16 protein-coding genes are annotated in these 18566 nt (G+C 74.6%); 4 read left to right on the top strand and 12 right to left on the bottom strand.

What is annotated here, in order from left to right; translation table 11 throughout:
* Positions 1–23 precede the first annotated feature (23 nt).
* Both ACSNOA_RS05500 and ACSNOA_RS05505 read left to right on the top strand, forming a co-directional pair.
* Positions 24–401: a DUF742 domain-containing protein gene (locus ACSNOA_RS05500; protein ID WP_436656838.1), complete on the top strand. Its 378-nt coding sequence runs from the start codon at positions 24–26 to the stop codon at positions 399–401.
* 1 nt (position 402) lies between these two features.
* Positions 403–996, top strand: coding sequence for a GTP-binding protein (locus ACSNOA_RS05505; RefSeq protein WP_436658324.1), 594 nt, complete (start codon positions 403–405; stop codon positions 994–996).
* Between the two features lie 885 nt (positions 997–1881).
* Here ACSNOA_RS05505 and ACSNOA_RS05510 read toward each other — a convergent pair.
* Positions 1882–4269, bottom strand: a complete 2388-nt coding sequence (locus tag ACSNOA_RS05510) for a transposase (protein ID WP_436656839.1) — start codon at positions 4267–4269, stop codon at positions 1882–1884.
* Between the two features lie 39 nt (positions 4270–4308).
* Entirely contained in the window at positions 4309–5253 is a 945-nt protein-coding gene (locus tag ACSNOA_RS05515; protein ID WP_436656840.1) for a DNA primase, read from the bottom strand.
* Positions 5254–5381: 128 nt separating this feature from the next.
* Here ACSNOA_RS05515 and ACSNOA_RS05520 point away from each other — a divergent pair, with 128 nt between their 5' ends.
* Positions 5382–5723, top strand: a complete 342-nt coding sequence (locus ACSNOA_RS05520; RefSeq protein ID WP_436656841.1) for a PadR family transcriptional regulator — start codon at positions 5382–5384, stop codon at positions 5721–5723.
* Between the two features lie 180 nt (positions 5724–5903).
* Here ACSNOA_RS05520 and ACSNOA_RS05525 read toward each other — a convergent pair whose 3' ends face one another.
* The 10 genes from ACSNOA_RS05525 to deoC all read right to left on the bottom strand — a co-directional run bounded on the left by ACSNOA_RS05525 (position 5904) and on the right by deoC (position 17663).
* Positions 5904–6578, bottom strand: coding sequence for a permease prefix domain 1-containing protein (locus ACSNOA_RS05525; protein WP_436656842.1), 675 nt, complete (start codon positions 6576–6578; stop codon positions 5904–5906).
* A 69-nt stretch (positions 6579–6647) separates the two neighbouring features.
* A complete protein-coding gene (cydC, locus tag ACSNOA_RS05530) occupies positions 6648–8678 on the bottom strand; it encodes a thiol reductant ABC exporter subunit CydC (protein WP_436656843.1) in 2031 nt (676 codons plus the stop codon).
* Positions 8675–10360, bottom strand: a complete 1686-nt coding sequence (cydD, locus tag ACSNOA_RS05535) for a thiol reductant ABC exporter subunit CydD (protein ID WP_436656844.1) — start codon at positions 10358–10360, stop codon at positions 8675–8677. The genes cydC and cydD overlap by 4 nt, the downstream gene beginning before the upstream one ends.
* On the bottom strand, positions 10357–11364 hold the full coding sequence (locus ACSNOA_RS05540) for a cytochrome d ubiquinol oxidase subunit II (RefSeq protein WP_436656845.1): 1008 nt from the start codon (positions 11362–11364) through the stop codon (positions 10357–10359). The genes cydD and ACSNOA_RS05540 overlap by 4 nt, the downstream gene beginning before the upstream one ends.
* Before the next feature lie 12 nt (positions 11365–11376).
* Positions 11377–12624, bottom strand: coding sequence for a cytochrome ubiquinol oxidase subunit I (locus tag ACSNOA_RS05545; RefSeq protein WP_436656846.1), 1248 nt, complete (start codon positions 12622–12624; stop codon positions 11377–11379).
* A 167-nt stretch (positions 12625–12791) separates the two neighbouring features.
* Positions 12792–13697: a M56 family metallopeptidase gene (locus ACSNOA_RS05550; RefSeq protein ID WP_436656847.1), complete on the bottom strand. Its 906-nt coding sequence runs from the start codon at positions 13695–13697 to the stop codon at positions 12792–12794.
* A 10-nt stretch (positions 13698–13707) separates the two neighbouring features.
* A complete protein-coding gene (locus ACSNOA_RS05555; protein WP_436656848.1) occupies positions 13708–14238 on the bottom strand; it encodes a BlaI/MecI/CopY family transcriptional regulator in 531 nt (176 codons plus the stop codon).
* A gap of 200 nt (positions 14239–14438) precedes the next feature.
* Complete coding sequence (locus ACSNOA_RS05560) at positions 14439–15275, bottom strand: aldehyde dehydrogenase family protein (RefSeq protein ID WP_436656849.1); 837 nt, start codon at positions 15273–15275, stop codon at positions 14439–14441.
* Positions 15268–16698, bottom strand: coding sequence for an aldehyde dehydrogenase family protein (locus ACSNOA_RS05565; RefSeq protein WP_436656850.1), 1431 nt, complete (start codon positions 16696–16698; stop codon positions 15268–15270). The genes ACSNOA_RS05560 and ACSNOA_RS05565 overlap by 8 nt, the downstream gene beginning before the upstream one ends.
* Before the next feature lie 5 nt (positions 16699–16703).
* Positions 16704–17663, bottom strand: a complete 960-nt coding sequence (deoC, locus tag ACSNOA_RS05570; protein ID WP_436656851.1) for a deoxyribose-phosphate aldolase — start codon at positions 17661–17663, stop codon at positions 16704–16706.
* Between the two features lie 136 nt (positions 17664–17799).
* Between deoC and upp the strand changes: the two genes are divergently transcribed.
* Positions 17800–18432, top strand: a complete 633-nt coding sequence (upp, locus tag ACSNOA_RS05575) for a uracil phosphoribosyltransferase (RefSeq protein ID WP_436656852.1) — start codon at positions 17800–17802, stop codon at positions 18430–18432.
* The last annotated feature ends 134 nt before the right edge of the window (positions 18433–18566 follow it).

Raw genomic sequence — 18566 nt, forward strand, 5'->3', positions numbered from 1 at the left:
GTACGAAGGAGGTGAGCGGCGACATGGCCGATCGTGACGAACCGACCGGCGCGTTGGTCCGTCCATACGCCGTCACCCGTGGTCGTACCCGCCCCCGGCTGGACATCGCGCTGGAGGCGCTCGTCGAGACGACGGTGCGCGGCCGGGCCACTGCCAACGGCAACGGTGGCCAGGGCCGCGAGCACCAGTACATCGCCGCGCTGTGTGACGGACGCGTGCAGTCGCTCGCCGAGATCGCGGCGCGGATGCAGCTACCGCTCGGTGTGGCCCGGGTGCTCATCGCCGACATGGCGACGGACGGCCTGGTCGCGGTCCACGAGCCGACCATCCTGGACGACTCGAACGACGCGGTGGGCACTGAACTGCTGGAGAGGGTGCTGAGTGGACTTCGCAGGCTCTGACATGTCGCACCGCCCGCCGAACCCGAGCGGGCGCGTGACGTCGGCGAAGATCGTTATCGCCGGTGGGTTCGGCGTCGGCAAGACGACGCTGGTCGGCTCGGTCTCGGAGATCACGCCGCTGACCACGGAGGCCATCATGACCTCCGCCGGCGTGGGCGTCGACGACACCCGGCAGGTGCCGGGCAAGGCGACGACCACCGTGGCCATGGACTTCGGTCGTATCACGATCGATCGTGACCTGATCCTGTACCTGTTCGGTACGCCCGGTCAGACGCGGTTCTGGTTCATGTGGGACGAGCTGGTACGCGGTGCCATCGGCGCCGTCGTGCTGGTGGACACCCGCCGGCTGGCCGACTGCTTCGCGGCGATCGACTTCTTCGAGCACCGGCGGCTGCCGTACCTGGTGGCCATCAACTGCTTCGACGGGATGCAGTACCACGACCCGCAGGACGTCCGCGAGGCGCTCGCGATCTCCAGCGACGTGCCCGTGGTGGCCTGCGACGCCCGGAACCGGGAGTCGACGAAGCACGTGCTCATCTCGCTGGTCGAGTACGTGCTCACGATGCGCCGCTCCCGCGCGGTCGCACCGGCCTGACCGGTCTCGTCGGCGCCCGGCACGGCTTCGGCCGTGTCGGGCGCTTGTCGCTGTCCGGACCAGAGTCCTGGTCGATCCCGGCTGGCCTCGTCCGCTACACCCGCCCGTTCCAGGCCGGCGGGGTCCGCGGGCGGGGCCCTGCTGTGTGTGAGGGCGGGTGTGTTGGGAACGCGCGCCAAGATCCGCGCAACTTCAGGGACGTAGTGGCCTCGGGCGGCCGTGAGGCCACTACTTCAGGGAAGTTGCACGAATCTTGTGCCCCGGCACCCGGCGCCTCGCCCAGGCGGGGGCGGCGCCTCGGCGTCACAACGCCCCAACGCCCCGGCGTCCCAACGCCCCGGCGGTCGTCCCGCCGTTGATCGGGGTTTGGCGGGTGGGGGTCGTCGCCCGGGCGCTCGGAGCCTTCTTCAAGATCCGTACAACTTCAGGGATGTAGTGGCCTCGGGCGGCCGTGAGGCCACTACTTCAGGGAAGTTGCGCGGATCTTGCGCCCCAGCGCCCCAGCGTCCGCGCCTCGGCGGCGTCCCGCGCGTCGGCGGCGCCCCGCGCCCCAGAGCCCCGCGCCCCGGCGCCTTGCCGCGAGCCCCAACGTCCCGTCGAGCATCCCGCGCCGGTGGCCCGCCGGGCAGCCGCCTGGCCCGACCGGCGCTCACCGTGCCGCGTCCTGCAACGCGCGACGTAGGCCGTGGACGGTAGCTGTCGCAGCGCAGCTGCCCCGGGGCGGCGGTCAGGCGCCACGAGCCGCACGCTGAGGGCCGTCCGCGCGTCGGCCGGCCCCGTGCGAACCATCCGCCACGCCGACCCGTGAGGGCCGCAGCGAAAAGCCCCTGCCCGATTCCCGCCGGGTGATCCGGTCGGGCCCGGGCAGGGGCTCTCCGCGTGCAGTCAGGATCGGTAGCCCGCGGAGCGGTACTCGTACTCCCGGTCGTCGTCGCGGTCACCGTGGTCGCGGCTGAAGTCCCAGCCACCTGCGGCCTCGCGGCCCGGCCGGCCGCCCACCGCGAAGCCACCGATTTCCTGGCCGCGGCGCCAGCCGCGGAAGTAGCCGGTGGTGTTTTCGGCGAGGCTGGCGGCGTCGCGCACGATCCGCAGCGGCCGCTCCTCGCGCAGCGGTGAACCGGGCACCAGGTTGGCCTGCGGCACCCGCTTGGGCAGTCCCGAGCTGGTCTCCGAACCCACCGCGGGGCGCGCGGCCTGCTCCGCCGCCTGCCACCCGCTGTCGGCCATGGTCGACCAGTCCAGCTCGGTCTCGTCGGTGTCGTGACCGACGAACCAGGCGGACTTCGCCTGCGCGAAGATGAGCAGGTCACCGTCGCCGCTCTCCTCGGCCACGGGCGGCGGCCGGTGCTCGACGGGCGGCGGTGGCCGGTGCTCGACCGGAGGCGGCGGCCGGTGCTCGACCGGGGGACGCTCGGACCGGGCGGCGGGGCGGCCGTTGCGGCCGGACTCGGGCCCGTCGACGAGCCGCAGCGGCGGCGTCTCCAGTTGCGGGTCGGTGTTCTCGCGCAGCGCCCGGTCGGCCAGCGGCGGCGGCTCGACGAGCCGCAGCATCGGCGGCTCCTGGGGCAGGTCGTCGGCGAGCCACGGCGGCGTCACCCGGCCCTCGCCCGTGCCCGGGTCGGTCGGCGCGTCGACGCTCCGGCCACCGCCGTACGAGGGGTAGGCCACCGGGTTGTTCGGCGAGCTGTCGGCCGGGTCCTCCGGGTTGTTGACGAGCGGCCAGTTGGCGCGGGAGCCGGGCGGCGCGGTCGGTTCCTGGTCGGGCCGGGGCGTGGGCACGGGCACGCTCAGGTCGGTGACGCTGAAGCCGCCGGTGGGAGGCGACCCGGCCGCACCGTTCGTCTTCGGCCGGGGCGGGATCACCGTGCGCTGCCGCTCGGCGCGGGCGCTGTTGATCGCCGCGGTGGTGAGCGTGGGCCGGAACGGCTCACCCGCCTCGGCGGGTGGCACCTTGCCGCGCTGTGCGGGGGCGATGGGCGTGATGCCCGGCGGCGGAGGTGGCGGAGCGGAGACTGGCCGATTGGTCGGCGCGTCGATCTGGCTGGGCGCGGGCTCGGTGCGCCCGGGGGGCGCGGAGACGGGCGGCCCGGCCACCGCGGCCGGGATCACCGGCGCGGGCGCGACGGGCGGCGGCGTGACCGGGGCCGGCGCGATCGGGGGCGGCCCGAGGGGGCGGGGAGGCGGCGGAGGGCTGCCCGCAGAGACCGGCTCGGGGCGGCTGCGTCGCCCGCCGGAGGGCGTCGGCTCGGCGGCACCCGGACGGATCGCGCGGATCCCCCCGGTCGTGCCCGTGAGGCCGGGGAGGTCGCCCACCGGCTCGCCCCGTCGGGCGGCCGCCCGACGGCCCGGCGTCGCGGCCGGCGTGGTCACGCGGGAGGCGAGCGCGCTCACCAGCGCCTCGCAGCCCGCATCGCAGGCCCGGACCGAGGCGACCGCCTGCCGGACGGTCTCTGCCACGGCGGACGTGAGCGCCCGGTTGACCGCGGCCCGCCGGGGGGTCTCGGCGATGGCGACCCGCAGGGCCGTCACCGCCTCGTCGATCTCCTGGGCCTCGGCCACACCGTCCGCCGCGAGGTGCGCGGCGATCGCGTCTGCGGCGACCGAGACCTCACGGCCGCGGGCCACGGTGCCGGCGAGCATGCTGGGCTCGGGCAGGGCGTCCAGCACGGCCAGCGGAACGGCCTCGGCCGGATCCGGGTACGCGCGCAGCGCGGCCGGGTAGAGCTCCCGCAGCACCTCGCGCAGCGCGACGGCGGCGGAGTGACGGCCGCTGGCCAGCGCGGCGTGCGCGGCGAGGACCTGCTTGTAGCCGGCGAGGTCCCGGGGAGCGGGAAGTGTCACCGCGGAGAGCGCGCCGGCCTGCAGCGCCCGGGCCAGGCCGACCGCACGCCGCTCGGCGGGCGGCGACTGCATCTCCTCCAGCGAGTCGTCGTCGGCGAACCGCTCCGCGAAGTCGTCGACCGAGTCGTCGTCGGCGATCGCCAGGGGACGCCCAGCCGCGCTGAGCAGCGAGGTCACCGTGTGGTCGTCGCTGTCGGCGGCGATTGCCGCACCGCTCGGCCCGCCCGACCGCTCCACGAGCAGCGCGACCAACCGGGCGTAGCCGGCCGGGTCGTCGCCGATCTCGCAGACATGCAGCAGACGGCCTGCGTCGTCGACCACAGCGGACGTCAGCGTCGAACCGGCCGAGGCCGGTCGGTCGGCCGGATCCGCCGAGGCCAGACCGCAGTACACGCGCACGAGCGCCACGGCGTCGTCCTCCTCCCGGGACAAAGGTTTCCTCTGCCAGAGACTGATGCTCCCCGGTAAGGGTCAGTCGCGCCAGTCCACGACAGCAGAGATCTTGCCGACAATGGTGCGCCAACCGAGACTTGCGGTTTGTGCCCCGATTTTCTTCAGCCGCCGCCGACCCATGAAACCGCCGAGCCCGCCGTTGACGCTGGCCCGCAACGCCTCGTCCAGGTCGTCCAGGCTGGAGCCGGCGGAGAGCATGTCGAGCACGGCCGGTAGCCGCAGGGCGTACGACAGGTCACGGGCGACCTCGCCGGCCTCGATGAGCAGCGTGGGATCCCACGTGTCGTGGCCGCCGCGGAGGTTCTCCACCACGAGGTCGAGCTCGTAGGTGTCCTCGTCCAGCGGGGCGATGTCGGCCGGTTCCACCCGTTCGGACAGTTCTCGCCAGCTGTCCAGTTGAGACAGATCGTTGGGCGCGCCGGACCGGATGAAACTGACCAACGACTCCGGGGTCTTGAAGAGCAGCAGCCGGCCCTTGTGGCTGAGGAAGATCGGCACCTCCTCGTCGCCCGCCTCGTCGGCCGTCTCCTCCTCGTCGGCGTCGGCCTCGTCGCCGGCCGCCCTGCGGCGTTCCGCCGCCTCCTCGTCGCTCTCGGCGAACTCCTCGGCCAGATCCTCGTCGAGGATGACGACGGTCTCGTCGTCCTCCTCCTCCTCGATCACCTGGCGGCGCGCGAGGAACGGGTCGTCCTCGTCCCGCTCGGCGACGTCGGTCGGGGTCAGTTCGCGGGCCGGCCGGTACGCCCGGAGCGTGAAGCCCGTGCCGGCGGGCAGGGCGATCTCCACCGGGTCGATGGCGACCGCCTCCCACAGCGAGCGGTCGGGCGCCGCGGCGGGCTCGTCGGTGTCGGCGTCCTCCGGCTCGACCGCGTCGACGGTGTCGTCGAGCTCGGGCTCGTCTGCGTCTGGCCGTTGAGGCGACTGGCGGGCCACGCTGACCTCCGTGTGCTTCGGGTTGCCCACCCGCCGGCGTCTCCGGCCGGCGAGTGACTCTGGGCACATACCCTAGTGGGCCGCTGCGGAACGCCGATGCCCGCACCCCGCATGGATCAGGTGGCGGTCCGCCCGTCGGACAAGTAGCGTAACTACGCATGAAGGCCCAGGCGCTGCACGGACACCTCGACGCCCTGCTGCTCGCGGTGCTGGAGGGGGGTGCGCTGCACGGCTACGCCATCATCGAGGCGCTGCGTGCCCGCAGCGACGGCAACCTCGACCTGCCGACCGGCACGATCTACCCCGCGCTGCGCCGGCTGGAGCGGGCCGGGCACGTGGTCAGCACCTGGAGCACGGTCAACGGGCGCGAGCGGCGGACGTACCACCTCACCGACGCTGGGCGCCGGGAGCTGGCCGGCGAGCGGGCGGGCTGGCGGGAGTTCAGCTCGACGGTGGGCCGTTTCCTCGACCCCGGCACGTCCCCGGCCGCCCCCGCCTGAGCGCCGCCGCGCCCGCCGGTCGCCGCGACCGGCCGGCACGCCGCCCGGACGGCGCGAGTGCCGCAGGACGGCATGGAGCGCGACCGGCACGGCACGAGCGCGATCAGCTCGGCACGAGCATCGCCGACCCGGCCCGAGCGCCCCGGACGCGGTGCCCGGGGGACGCGCGAACGGCCGTTGTCAGCGAGCGGCCAGCAGCCAGTTGCGGGCGGCCCCGCCCGCCCAGACGTAACCCGCGCTCGCCACCACCGACCCGATGATCATCGGCGGCCAGGTGAGCGCGGCGTCCCAGAGCAGGGCCGACCAACCGAACAGGCCGGCGCCGGTGAGCGCACCGAGCAGGAGCGCACCGGTGAGACCGGCGCCCACCAGCCGCGCGAGCGCGGCGTGGCCGGGGCGGGCCGACCGGGCGGCCACCGTGACGAGCAGCAGCCCTCCGACCGCCAGGGCGAGCGCCGCCATCCAGACGCCGTGCACGGTGCTGGAGAGGAGCCGGTAACCCTCCGGGGGAGGGACCTCGCCCTCGCTCCAGCTGGAACCACGCCAGGTGAGGTCTCCCGCGACGACCAGGACCGTGGCCACCGAGAGCACGCGCAGCGACAGGCCGCGCAGCGCACCCACCGCGAGTTCGGCCTGCCAGCCGGGAAGCAGCTGCGCCGGGCTGCCGAACTCGGCCACCGCGCGCCGCTCCGCCTCCACGGCGGGGAGCCCACCCGCCCGGTACGCGTCGACGGCGTCGAGCAGCCCGTGCCGGGCCTCGGTCAGCAGGTCGGCCTTCAGCCGGGCCGGCCCGCGCAGCCGACCGGCGAGCTCCCGCAGCCGGTCCTCCACCAAGACGTCCTCACCGCACGGCATGGCACCACCCTGCCACGTCCCGCGGGATCGTGGGGTCCGGGAAAGACCCTGGTCCGACCCGGAAAGCGGTCAGGGCGCGAGGGCCAGGTACCCGCGTTCGGCCGCTTCCTGGAGCAGCCACTGGTCCCGGTACCAGCCGGGGACGGTCACCAGCTCGGGGTGGCGTCCGCGCTGCACCACCCGCCCGGCGTCGAGGACCACGATCTCGTCCAGCCCGTCCAGGCCGGTGAGCCGGTGGCTGATCAGCAGCACCGAGTGGCCGGCCGGCGTGGCGGCCAGCGCCGAGGCGAGCACCGCGTCGGCGGCGGCCGGGTCGAGCCCCTCGGTGGGTTCGTCGAGCACCAGCACCGGTGCGGCGGCCAGGAGCGCGCGGGCCAGCGCCAGCCGCTGCCGTTGCCCGCCCGAGAGCTGCCCGCCCTCCTCGCCGACCACCGTGTCCCAGCCGGCGGGCTGCGCGCGTACCCAGTCGAGCAGGCCGGCCGCGGCCGCCGCGGCGGCCAACTCCGCCTCGGACGCGCCCGACCGGCCGAGCAGCAGGTTCTCCCGGACCGTGGCGTGGAAGACGTACGCCTCGGCGAGGAGGCCGCCGACGACCCGGGGCAGCTCGTCCTCGGGATACGTGGCGAGGTCGCGCCCGCCCACCGTGACGTGCCCGCCGGAGGGGCGTACCGCGCCGGTCAGGACGGCCGCGAGGGTGCTCTTGCCGGCGCCGCTGGGACCGACCACCGCGATCCGCCGACCGGCGGGCAGGTCGAGGCTCACCCGGTCGAGCGCGGGCGCCGCCCCGGCGCGGTACCGGACCGTGACGTCGTCGAGCCGCAGGCCGTGGTTGCCGGCGGTCGGCGCGGCCCCGGCCGGAGGGGGCAGCGCGCCGCCGGGCAGCGGCTCGGTCTGCGTCATCGGGCGTTCCGCCGGGGCCGGCGTGGCAGCCGGTGGTGCTCCGGTGTCGCCGAGCAGGGCCGCGACCCGGGTCAGGCCGCCGCCGAGCTGTGACCGTTGCCGGGCGGCCCCGACCAACGCGAGCGCGACCTCGACGGCGGCCAGGGTGCCGACGGCCAGCACGCCGACCAGGGCGCCGGGCACGCCCGCGGCCAGCGCGACGAGCACCACCGCGCCGGCCGTGAGCCCGGCGACGAGGGTGCCGGCCGCGTCCACCGCGAACCCGGCGGCGGCGAGGCGCCGTTCCAGGCGGGCCAGCCGCCGGGTGCGTCCGGTGGCGGCGCGCAACGCGGCGTCGGTGGCGCCGAACGCGGCGAGGTCGGCGGCGCCGTGGGTCAGGTCGATCGCGTCGGCGGCCAGCGCGCCGCGCAACGGCGCCAGCTCGGCCGCGCTGCGCCGGGTCAGCCGGGTCGCGAGGACGGGCAGCGCCGCCCCGGCGACGAGCAGCCCGACGGCGAGCACGCCGGCGGCCGGCGGCGAGATCAGCAGGGCGCCGCCCACGGCCACCACGCTCACGAGCACCGCGCCGGCGCCCGGCACGAGCACTCGCAGCAGCAGGTCCTGGACCGTCTCGACGTCGGAGACGAGCCGGCTCAGCGCGTCGCCCGAGCGCGGCGGGGCGGACCGCCGGGCGGCGAGCGCCGCGAAGACCCGGGCACGGACGTCGGTGATCATCCGCAGGACGGCGTCGTGGCCGGCGAGGCGTTCGGTGTAGCGGAACACGCCCCGGCTGATCGCCAGCGCGCGTACCGCGACGATGGCGACCGTGAGCCGGTCGAGCGGTGGCCGTCCGGCGGCGCTCATGAGCAGCCACGTGGCGGTCGCCATCAGGGCCAGGCCCGCGAACTCGGTGGCGGCGGCGAGCAACCCGGCGCCGACCAGCCGGCCGAGGTACGGCCGGGCCAGGCGCAGCACGGCCCGTTCGGCCGCCCCCGCCCGCCCCCGCTCGGCCCGGTCGCCCGGGTCGGCGGCCCGTACGGGCGGGTCGACGGTGGCGGGGCCGCGCACGTCGAAGTCCGCGGGCCGCGAGACGCCCGCCACGGTGGGGCCGGCCCCGGTCCGGTCCGCGGCGGTCGGGTCGGCTTCGGTCGGGAGGGCCGGCCCGGTGGCCGACTCCACCGATGGCTCGGGAACGGGATCGCGGCGCGGGTCGTCGCTCATCGGGCCGCCCCTTGCGTCGGCGCGGGGGTCAGCTCGGTGACCCGGCCGTCCTCGACCCGAAGGATCCGGTCGGCCTGGGCGAGCAGCGCGGGGCGGTGCGCGACCAGCAGCGCCGTCCGGCCGGCCACGAGCCGGCGGGTGGCGTCCAGCACCATCGCCTCGGAGGCGCTGTCGAGCCGCGCGGTCGGTTCGTCGAGCAGCACCACGGGGGCGTCCCGCAGGAACGCCCGGGCCAGCGCCACCCGCTGCCGCTGCCCGCTGGACAGGCCGTGACCGCGTTCGCCGAGCACCGTGTCGAGCCCGTCCGGCAACCCGGCGACCACCTCGTCCAGGGCCGCGTCGTGCACGGCGGCGGCGAGCGTCTCGGCCGGGGTGTCCGGGGCGCCGAGCCGGATGTTGTCGGCCAGCGAGGCCGCGAAGAGGTGCGCGCGTTGCGGCACCCAGGCGAGCTGCCGGCGCCAGGCGTCCAGGTCGGCGCCGGCCAGGTCGACCCCGCCGACGCTCACCCGGCCGCTCGTCGGGGTCACGAAGCCGAGCAGCAGCCCGAGCAGGGTGCTCTTGCCGGCGCCGCTGGGCCCGATGACGGCGATCCGCTCACCCGGCCGTACGGTCAGCGTCACGTCCCGCAGCGCCGTGGTCCGCTCGTACGCGACCGTCACCGACTCGAACCGGATCTCACCCCGGCCGTCCGGCACGGGGCGGGCGACCCGCTCGCCGTCCCGCTCCGGGGCGGGCGCGCCGGCCTCCACCTCGAACGCCTCGTTGAGTGCGGTGAGCCCCTCCATGCTGGCGTGGAACCGGCTGCCGGCCGCCCGCAGCGGCAGGTACGCCTCCGGGGTGAGCAGCAGCACGAGGAGCGCCGTGTGCAGGGCGATCCCGCCGCCGAGCAGCCGGATGCCGACCGGCACCGCGACCAGCGCCACGGAGAGCGTGGCGACGAGTTCCAGCACGAGGGCCGACAGGAAGGCGATGCGCAGCGTACGCATGGTGGCGACCCGGTGGCCGTCGGCCATCCGGCGCACCACGTCGACCTGGGCCCGGGCGCGGCCGAAGGCGCGGAGGGTGGGGAGGCCCGCCACCATGTCCAGGAAGTGCCCTCCGAGCAGGGAGAGCCGACGCCACTGGCGCTCGGTGGCGGCCTGCGCCTGCCAGCCGAGCAGCGCGCCGAAGATCGGGATGAGGGGCAGCGTCAGCGCGATGATGAGCGCCGAACTCCAGTCGGCGAGACCGATCCGGGCGAGCACCGCCAGCGGAACGGTGACGCTGAGCACCAGCTGCGGCAGGTAGCCGGTGAAGTAGGCGTCCAGGGCGTCCAACCCGCGCCCGGCCAGGGTGGCGAGCTGACCGGCCCGCTGCCCGGCGACCCAGCCGGGCCCGCGCCGGCCGACCGCGCCGAGCAGGTCGGCGCGGAGTGCGGCCTTGACCGTGGCGGCCACCCGGGCGGCCACCGTGCCCTGCGCCCAGACGACGAGGGCGCGCGCCGCGACCGTGGCCGCGAAGCCGGCGAGGGCCGGGCGGTCCAGCCGCGCGTCGAACGCGGTGGCGAGCAACGCGGCCAGCGCGGTGGCCTGCGCGACGACGAGCGCGGCGGCGACGACGCCGAGGAGGGCGAGCAGGGCGAGGTCGCGGCGGGCCGCGGGGACCCGTCGCAGCAGACGCGGGTCGAAGGGGCGGCGGTTCACCAGTACACCGGTGCCCTGCCGTCGGTCCGTCCGCGGAACACCCACCAGCACATCAGTTGAAAGCCTAGTAGGGCCGGCACGAGCGGCAGCGCCAGCCAGCCCAGGAGGCGCAGGGTGGGTGCGCTGGCGGCGGCGTCGGCCACGGTGAGCGACGCGCCGGTCCCGGTGGTGGAGACCAGCACGTAGGGCCAGAGGGTCGCCCCGACCAGCGCCACGGGCAGCGCGAGCGCCACGCCGGTGGCGGCGAACGCCACCCCCGGCCGCCGCCGGGCGAGCGCCGCCCGGGCCACCAGCAACGCCGTGACCAGCAACAACGCCAGCAGTACGCCGACCGCGGGCCGCTGGGCGGCCTCGCGTACCCGCCCGGAGAGCAGGCCGAGGACGGCGGCCGCGCCGACCGCGGTGATCGCCACCGGGACGAGCCGGCGGGCCAGTCGGCCGGCCCCGGCGGCGTCGGCGGCCGGCAGCCGGAGGGTGAGGAAGGTCGCACCGTGCGCCGCCACCAGCGCCACCATGGCGAGCCCGGCGGCGGCCACGAACGGCGTGAGGAGGTGGGTCAGGCCGGTCACGTGGCCGTCGGTGTGCCGCGGTACGCCCTGGAGCAGCCCGGCGAGCAGGGCCCCCCAGCCCCACGCCGCGAGGGCGCTGCCGACGACCACCACCCGGTCCCAGCGGGCCCGGATCCGCTCGTGCGCCGGGCGGCTGCGGAGTTGCACACCGGCCGTCACCAGGATCACCCCGGCGAGCGCGCCGAGCACGACCGGATAGAACCCGGAGAGCAGTTCCCCCTCGAGCACGGGGAAGGCGCCGAAGAGGATGCCGACGGCGGCCACGAGCCACACCTCGTTGCCGAGGAAGAACGGGCCGACGGCGTTGAGCGCGGCGCGCCGCAGGCCGGGGTCGGCGTTGCGGGCCAGCGACAGGCCCACCCCGTAGTCGTAGCCGGCGAGCACCAGGTAGCTGGCGAAGAAGAGGCCGAGCAGGGCGTACCAGGCGAGTTCCACGTCTCGGCTCCTCTAGGTGAAGGCGGGTTCGGGACGGACGTCGGCGGGGTGCCCCGGCGGCCGGCCGAGGGCCGGGTCGTGCGCTCCCCGGGCGGCGTGCCGGGCGATGAGCACCCAGTTGGTGACGGCGAGCGTGCCGAGCAGCAGGCTGAAGCCGACGAGCGAGGCGAGCATCACCGGGGCGCCGACGGGCGAGATCGCCTGGTCGACGGGGAGCAGGCCGTACGCGGCCCAGGGCTGGCGACCGACCTCGCGGGCCAGCCAGCCGAGGAGGACCGCCACGAACGGCAGCGGCACGGCGAGCAGGACCAGCCAGAGCGGGAAGCGGAGCCGGATGACCCAGTCCCGCCACAGCAGCGGCAGCAGCAGCCAGAGAGCGCCGAGGGTGGTGCCGATCAGGATCATGAAGCCGAGCCCGACGCCCGCGAGCGCCGGCGGCGTGTAGTCGCCGGGGCCGAACCGGGTGGTCCAGTCGGCGATCAAGCTCTGGGCGTCGTCCCCGGCGCCGAACTTGGTGGGCTGCACGGCGCCGACCGGGCCGAACTGGGCGAAGCCGAAGCCCTGTACCAGCGTGATGGCCACCGCCGAGGTGACCAGCCCGATCCGCAACGAGGTGCGGTGCAGCGCGTGGTCGGGGGTGCGGCGGATGAGGTGGAACGCGCCCACCGCGGCCATCAGCATCCCGCCGACCAGCAGCGAGGCGGCGACGACGTGGCCGAAGGCCATGCCGAACGTGGGGTTGGTGAGCAGCGCCCCGAAGTCGGTGAGGTGGGCGACCCCGTCGCGCACCTCGTAGCCCACCGGGTTCTGCAGCCAGGAGTTGGCCACGAGGATCCAGAACGCCGAGGCGTACGCGGTGAGCGCCACGCCCCAGAGCAGGGCGAGGTGCACACCGCGCCGCAGCCGGTGCCAGCCGAAGATCCACATGCCGAGGAACGTGGATTCGAGGAAGAACGCGACAAGTGTCTCGATGGCGAGCGGCGCGCCGAAGACGTTGCCCACGTAGCGCGAGACGCCGCTCCAGTTCAGCCCGAACTGGAACTCCATGACGATGCCGGTGGCGATGCCGAGCACGTAGTTGATTACGTAGAGCTGACCCCAGAAGCGGGTCAGCCGCTCGTACCTCGGGTTGCCGGTGAGCACCCAGGTCGTCTGCAACCCGACCAGGAGCGTCACGAGACCGAGCGTCACGACCACGAAGAGGAAATGGATCGACGCGGTCGTGGCGAACTGCAATCGGGCGAGGAGCAGGGTGTCCATGGCCGCTCTCCAACTGTTGGCTCGCTTTTCGTAGCGAGCCTACACGTAGATTCCCTACGCATGTCTACTACGTATTGTCGTAGTCAATATTACGACAGATCGTAGTAGTTGTGGGGGCGTGAACGGGCGGGCGGGCGGCCTTCGGGTCGAGGCGCCGGGCCCCGGGCTCAGCTCAGGAACAGGGAGACGGGAAGCGCCACGAGGGTCGAGGCCACGGCCAGCGCCGTGAGCCCGATGAACCGGGGCGGCTCGTCCGCGACCAGCAGCCGCTGCACCCGGGCGTCCAGGTCCCGGTCACCCAGGCCGAGCGCGCCGGCCGGAGTGATCCGGTGGCCGGCCGTGGCGAACCGGCGCAGCGCGGCCGCCAGCGGGGCGTCGGCGTGGACCTCGCGGGCCTTGTCGTCGGCGCGCATCTCCACGAGCAGGGCCACCCGCTCGTGCGCCTCCCGCACCCACCGGAACCAGGGCAGCGCGTGGGAGAGTGCGGTGAACGGGAGCAGCACCAGGTCGTGCCGCTCCTCAGCGTGTGCCCGCTCGTGCGTGAGCACGGCCGCCAGCTCGGCGCGGTCCAGCAGGCTGAGCGTGCCGGCGCTCACCACCACCCGGGGCTTCACACCGGGCAGGCAGTAGGCCGCGGCGCTCGGGTGGTCGAGCACCAGCGCGCCGGGCGCGGCCGGGTCGTCCCGAGCCACCAGGGCGAGCAGGTCCCGGTGCCGGCGCTGGGCCCGCACGGTGGCGTGGATGTTCCGGACGGTCGTGGTGAGCAGCACCGCCCCGATGCCGAACCCGACCCCCACACCCGCGAGGTGCAGCACGCCCAGCCCCGCGGGGAGCGTGCCGTGCAGCAGGTCGGAGACGAGGGCGAGCAGGGCGCTGCCGGTCGGCAGGTCGTACGCGCCCAGGCCGAGCGCGATGGGCACGCCCATCGCGGAGAGACCGAGCGCCAACCCGACCGCCTGCCAGCAGATGATCGCCACCCGCGGGCTGTGCCACGGCCAGGTCGACCGGGCCAGCACCTGGGCGGTCATCCAGCAGGCCAGGATGGTTGCGGCGAAGTGCACGGCGTACGCCACGGCCGCCGCCTTACCGCTCCGCCGCCTCGTCGGCGGTGGCCGGGCGGTCGGCCCGCCCGGTCGCCGGCGCCTCGATCCGGTCGGCCAACGTGCCCGCGCGGTTGGCGGGGTCGACCGGCCCGCCGCCGGTCGTGTGACCGGTCGCCGTGCCGCCGCTTCCGAAACCGGTCGCCGTGCCGCCCGCCTCGGCGCCGAGGGCGGCGCGCAGCACCTCGGCCTCGGTGCCGGTCACCGAGCGGGCGAAGCGGACGAGCGCCGCGTCCCGGCTGCCGCCGAGGTCGAGCGCGTCGAGCATGAGCTGGGCGATGTGCGCCTCGCGGCTGGCCGCGGCCCGGTAACGCCAGGCCCGTCCCTCCCGCTCGCGCTGCACCATGCCCTTGCCGGCCAGCCGGTCGAGCACCGTCATCACGGTCGTGTAGGCGAGCTCCCGGCCGGCCAGCGCGTCGGCGACCTCGCGCACGGTCACGCCGTCCGACGTGCCGGGGACCGAGTCCCACAGCACGTCCATCACCGCACGCTCAAGATCGCCCAGCCGAGTCACACACCAATCCTACCCCCCGTAGTAGAGCCACGGTGAGGCCCGGGGACGGGCCGCCGCGGGCCACGCCCAAGATCCGCGCAACTCCACGGATGTAGTGGGGTCCGGCGTCCGGGAGGGGACAACTTTCGGGTAGTTGTGCGGATCTCGACAGGAGCCCACGCCCACGCCCCCGGGGGGTGTGACCGGAGGCCGGGACGGCCTCAGACCCCCTTCGGGTGCCAGACCGTCTTCGTCTCGAGCAGGGAGGTCATCCGGGCGAGGCCGGGGTCCGCGAACCAGTCGTGGTCGACCGGCGCCGGGCGCAGCACCCGCTTGAGGTTCTCCGCCGCCCGGACCTCCAGGTCGGCGGCCAGCTCACCGTCGGTCACGCCGGTCAGGTCGATGGCGTTGACGTCCATGTGCGCGGCCAGCGTGGGCACCGTCTCGGCGATCCGGCCGGTGAGCAGGTTCACCACCCCGCCGGGCAGGTCGGAGGTGGCCAGCACCTCGGCCAGGGCGACCGCCGCGAGCGGCTCGGTCGGCGACGTCGCCACCACCACGGTGTTGCCGGTCACGATGGCCGGCGCGATCACGCTGACCAGCCCGAGCAGCGCCGGCCGCTCCGGGGCGACGGCCGCCACCACGCCGGTCGGCTCGGGCGCGGAGAGGTTGAAGTACGGGCCGGCGACCGGGTTGGCCCCGCCGTACACCTGAGCGAGCTTGTCGGACCAGCCCGCGTACCAGACCCAGCGGTCGACCGCCGCGTCCACCTCGTCGCCGGGCACGCCGAGCGCCACGAACTGCTCGCGGCGGCCCTCCAGCATCTCGGCGGCCCGGTAGAGGATCTGACCCCGGTTGTACGCGGTCGCGCCGGCCCAGCCCTTCACGGCTGCGCGGGCGGCGACCACGGCGTCCCGCGCGTCCTTGCGTGACGCAAGTGCCACATTCACAGTGCCGTCACCGCTCTGCACGAGATACGACCGTCCCGACTCGCTGCGGGGGAACTTCCCGCCGATGAACAGCTTGTACGTCTTGCGTACCGCGACCCGCTCAGACATTGAGGTACGCCTCCAGCCCGTGCCGGCCGCCCTCGCGGCCGTAGCCCGACTCCTTGTAGCCGCCGAACGGCGAGGTGGGGTCGAACTTGTTGAACGTGTTGGCCCAGACGACACCGGCGCGCAGCCGGTCGGCCATCCACAGGATCCGCGAGCCCTTGTCGGTCCAGATCCCGGCCGACAGCCCGTACGGCGTGTTGTTCGCCTTCTCGACGGCCTCGGCCGGGGTGCGGAAGGTGAGCACGGAGAGCACCGGCCCGAAGATCTCCTCGCGGGCGATCCGGTGCGCCTGGGTGACGCCCGTGAAGATGGTCGGGGCAAACCAGAAGCCCCGCTCGGGCAGCTCGCACGGCGCCGACCAGCGCTCGGCGCCCTCGGCCGACCCGGCGTCGGTGAGTTCCCGGATCCGGGCCAGCTGGGCCGCCGAGTTGATCGCCCCGATGTCGGTGTTCTTGTCGAGCGGGTCCCCGAGCCGCAGCTGGGCCATCCGCCGCTTCAGCGACTCCAGCACCCGGTCGGCCACCGACTCCTGCACGAGCAGGCGCGAGCCGGCGCAGCAGACGTGCCCCTGGTTGAAAAAGATCCCGTTGACGATGCCCTCGACGGCCTGGTCGATCGGCGCGTCGTCGAAGACGATGTTGGCCGCCTTGCCGCCCAGCTCCAGGGTGAGCTTCTTGCGGGTGCCCGCCACCGAGCGGGCGATGGCGCGGCCCACCTCGGTCGAGCCCGTGAAGGCCACCTTGTCGACACCCGCGTGCTCGACCAGCGCCCGGCCGGTCTCGCCGGCGCCGGTCACGATGTTGACCACGCCCGGGGGCAGGTCGGCCTGCTGGCAGATCTCGGCGAAGAGCAGCGCGGTGAGCGGGGTGGTCTCGGCGGGCTTCAGCACGACCGTGTTGCCCGCGGCGAGCGCCGGGGCGATCTTCCAGGCCAGCATGAGCAGCGGGAAGTTCCATGGAATGACCTGCGCGGCCACGCCGAGCGGCTTCGGGTCGGAGCCGAAGCCGGCGTACGGCAGCTTGTCGGCCCAGCCCGCGTAGTAGAAGAAGTGCGCGGCGACCAGGGGCACGTCGACGTCCCGTGACTCCTTGATCGGCTTGCCGTTGTCGAGCGACTCGAGCACCGCCAGCTCGCGGGACCGCTCCTGGATGATGCGGGCGATCCGGAACAGGTACTTGGCCCGGTCCCGGCCCGGCATCGGGCCCCAGACCTTCTCGTACGCGGCGCGGGCGGCCCGTACCGCGCGGTCCACGTCCTCGGCGCCACCCTCGGCGACCTCGGCCAGCACCTCCTCGGAGGCGGGGTTGACCGACTTGAAGCTGCCGCCGTCGGCCGGGTCGACGAACCTTCCGTCGATGAAGAGCCCGTACGCGGGCTTGATGTCCACCACCGAGCGGGACTCGGGGGCGGGGGCGTATTCGAACATCGCGCTCAGTCCAGGGTGAAGTAGTCGGGACCGGCGTAGACGCCGGTCGTCAGCTTGGTGCGCTGCATGAGCAGGTCGTTGAGGAGGCTGGACGCGCCGAAGCGGAACCAGTCCGGGTCGAGCCAGTCCGGGCCGACCGTCTCGTTGACCATCACCAGGTACTTGATCGCGTCCTTGGTGGTGCGGATGCCGCCGGCCGGCTTCACGCCCACCTGCCGGCCGGTGGCGGCGCGGAAGTCGCGCACCGCCTCCAGCATCACGAGGGTCACGGGCGGCGTGGCGGCCACCGGGACCTTGCCGGTGGAGGTCTTGATGAAGTCGCCGCCGGCGAGCATGGCCAGCCAGGAGGCGCGCCGCACGTTGTCGTACGTGGCCAGCTCGCCGGTCTCCAGGATCACCTTGAGGTGCGCGGGTCCGCAGGCCTCCTTGGTGGCGACGATCTCGTCGTACACCTCGGAGTAGCGGCCGGCCAGGAACGCGCCCCGGTTGATCACCATGTCGATCTCGTCGGCGCCCGCCTCGACGGCGGCCCGGGTGTCGGCGAGCTTGACCTCCAGCGGCGCCTGCCCGGACGGGAAGGCGGTGGCCACGCTGGCGAGGTGCACCTTCGAGCCGCGGAGCACCTCGGCGACGTACGGGACCATGGCCGGGTAGACGCAGACCGCGCCGACGTGCGGGCAGGACGGGTCGGCCGGGTCGGGGCGGAGCGCCTTGGCGGCGAGCGCCCGTACCTTGCCGGGGGTGTCGGCGCCTTCGAGGGTGGTGAGGTCGACCATCCGGATCGCGAGGTCGATGGCCTCGGCCTTGGCCGTGGTCTTGATGGAGCGGGTGCCGAGCTGGGCCGCCCGCTGCTCCGCGCCGACCTGGTCCACGCCGGGCAGGCCGTGCAGGAAGGTCCGCAGAGCGGTCTCGGATCGTCCCAGCTCGGAGAGGTCCGACCGGGCCGACGTCGCTGTCGCCGTCATGCCCAGAAGTCTACGCATCCGCCGAGGAAGTGATCTTGATCACATGTGGCGGGCGAGCGGTGTCCGGGGTGAGCGGAATCGCCCTGTCGGCCGCACCCGCACGGGAGGGCCTCACCGTTCGGTAGGTTGGGCGACCGTGGACGTACACGTCATTGACCACCCGCTGGCCCAGTCCCGGCTGACCGCCATGCGGGACGAGCGCACCGACTCCTCCTCGTTCCGGGCGGCGCTGCACGAACTGACCACCATGCTGGTGTACGAGGCGGCGCGTTCCTTCCCCATCGAGCGGTACCCGGTGCAGACGCCGGTCACCGGCACCGAGGGCACCCGGCTGGCCAACCCGCCGCTGCTGGTGCCGGTGCTGCGGGCCGGCCTCGGCATGGCCGACGCCGCGCTGGGCCTGCTGCCCGAGTCCTCGATGGGGTTCGTCGGCCTAGCCCGCGACGAGCGGACGTTCGAGCCCCGCGCCTACATGGAGTCGCTGCCCCGGGACCTGACCGGCCGGCCGGTGCTGGTGCTCGACCCGATGCTCGCGACCGGCGGGTCGCTGGAGCACTCCTGCCAGCTGCTGGCCGATCGCGGTTGCACGGACATCACGGTGCTCTGCGTGCTCGCCGCGCCGGCCGGCGTCGAGCGGCTGGAGCGCTCCGGCCTGCCGCTGCGCCTCGTCACCGCGTCGATCGACGAGGGCCTCAACGACCGGATGTTCATCGTCCCCGGCCTCGGCGACGCCGGCGACCGCCAGTTCGGCGGCATGCCCCGCTTCTGACCCACCTGCGGTCCACCGATCACGGCGAGGCCGACCGGACACCTCACCCGGCACCCGAGCGGAATGTCGCTCGCTCATTGAGAACAGGGCTCATTCGACGTCGAGTGAGCCCTGTTCCCGTAGCGAGGGCGCGT

It is taken from the genome of Micromonospora sp. URMC 103 (assembly GCF_051386435.1).
Lineage (GTDB): Bacteria > Actinomycetota > Actinomycetes > Mycobacteriales > Micromonosporaceae > Micromonospora.

Excerpts from the sequence above, each read along its gene's own strand:
- ACSNOA_RS05500 (WP_436656838.1), top strand. The coding sequence starts at position 24 with ATGGCCGATCGTGACGAACCGACCGGCGCGTTGGTCCGTCCATACGCC.
- ACSNOA_RS05505 (WP_436658324.1), top strand. The coding sequence starts at position 403 with ATGTCGCACCGCCCGCCGAACCCGAGCGGGCGCGTGACGTCGGCGAAG.
- ACSNOA_RS05520 (WP_436656841.1), top strand. The coding sequence starts at position 5,382 with ATGAAGGCCCAGGCGCTGCACGGACACCTCGACGCCCTGCTGCTCGCG.
- ACSNOA_RS05525 (WP_436656842.1), bottom strand. The coding sequence starts at position 6,578 with ATGCCGTGCGGTGAGGACGTCTTGGTGGAGGACCGGCTGCGGGAGCTC.
- cydC (WP_436656843.1), bottom strand. The coding sequence starts at position 8,678 with ATGAGCGACGACCCGCGCCGCGATCCCGTTCCCGAGCCATCGGTGGAG.
- ACSNOA_RS05545 (WP_436656846.1), bottom strand. The coding sequence starts at position 12,624 with ATGGACACCCTGCTCCTCGCCCGATTGCAGTTCGCCACGACCGCGTCG.
- ACSNOA_RS05560 (WP_436656849.1), bottom strand. The coding sequence starts at position 15,275 with ATGTCTGAGCGGGTCGCGGTACGCAAGACGTACAAGCTGTTCATCGGC.
- ACSNOA_RS05565 (WP_436656850.1), bottom strand. The coding sequence starts at position 16,698 with ATGTTCGAATACGCCCCCGCCCCCGAGTCCCGCTCGGTGGTGGACATC.
- deoC (WP_436656851.1), bottom strand. The coding sequence starts at position 17,663 with ATGACGGCGACAGCGACGTCGGCCCGGTCGGACCTCTCCGAGCTGGGA.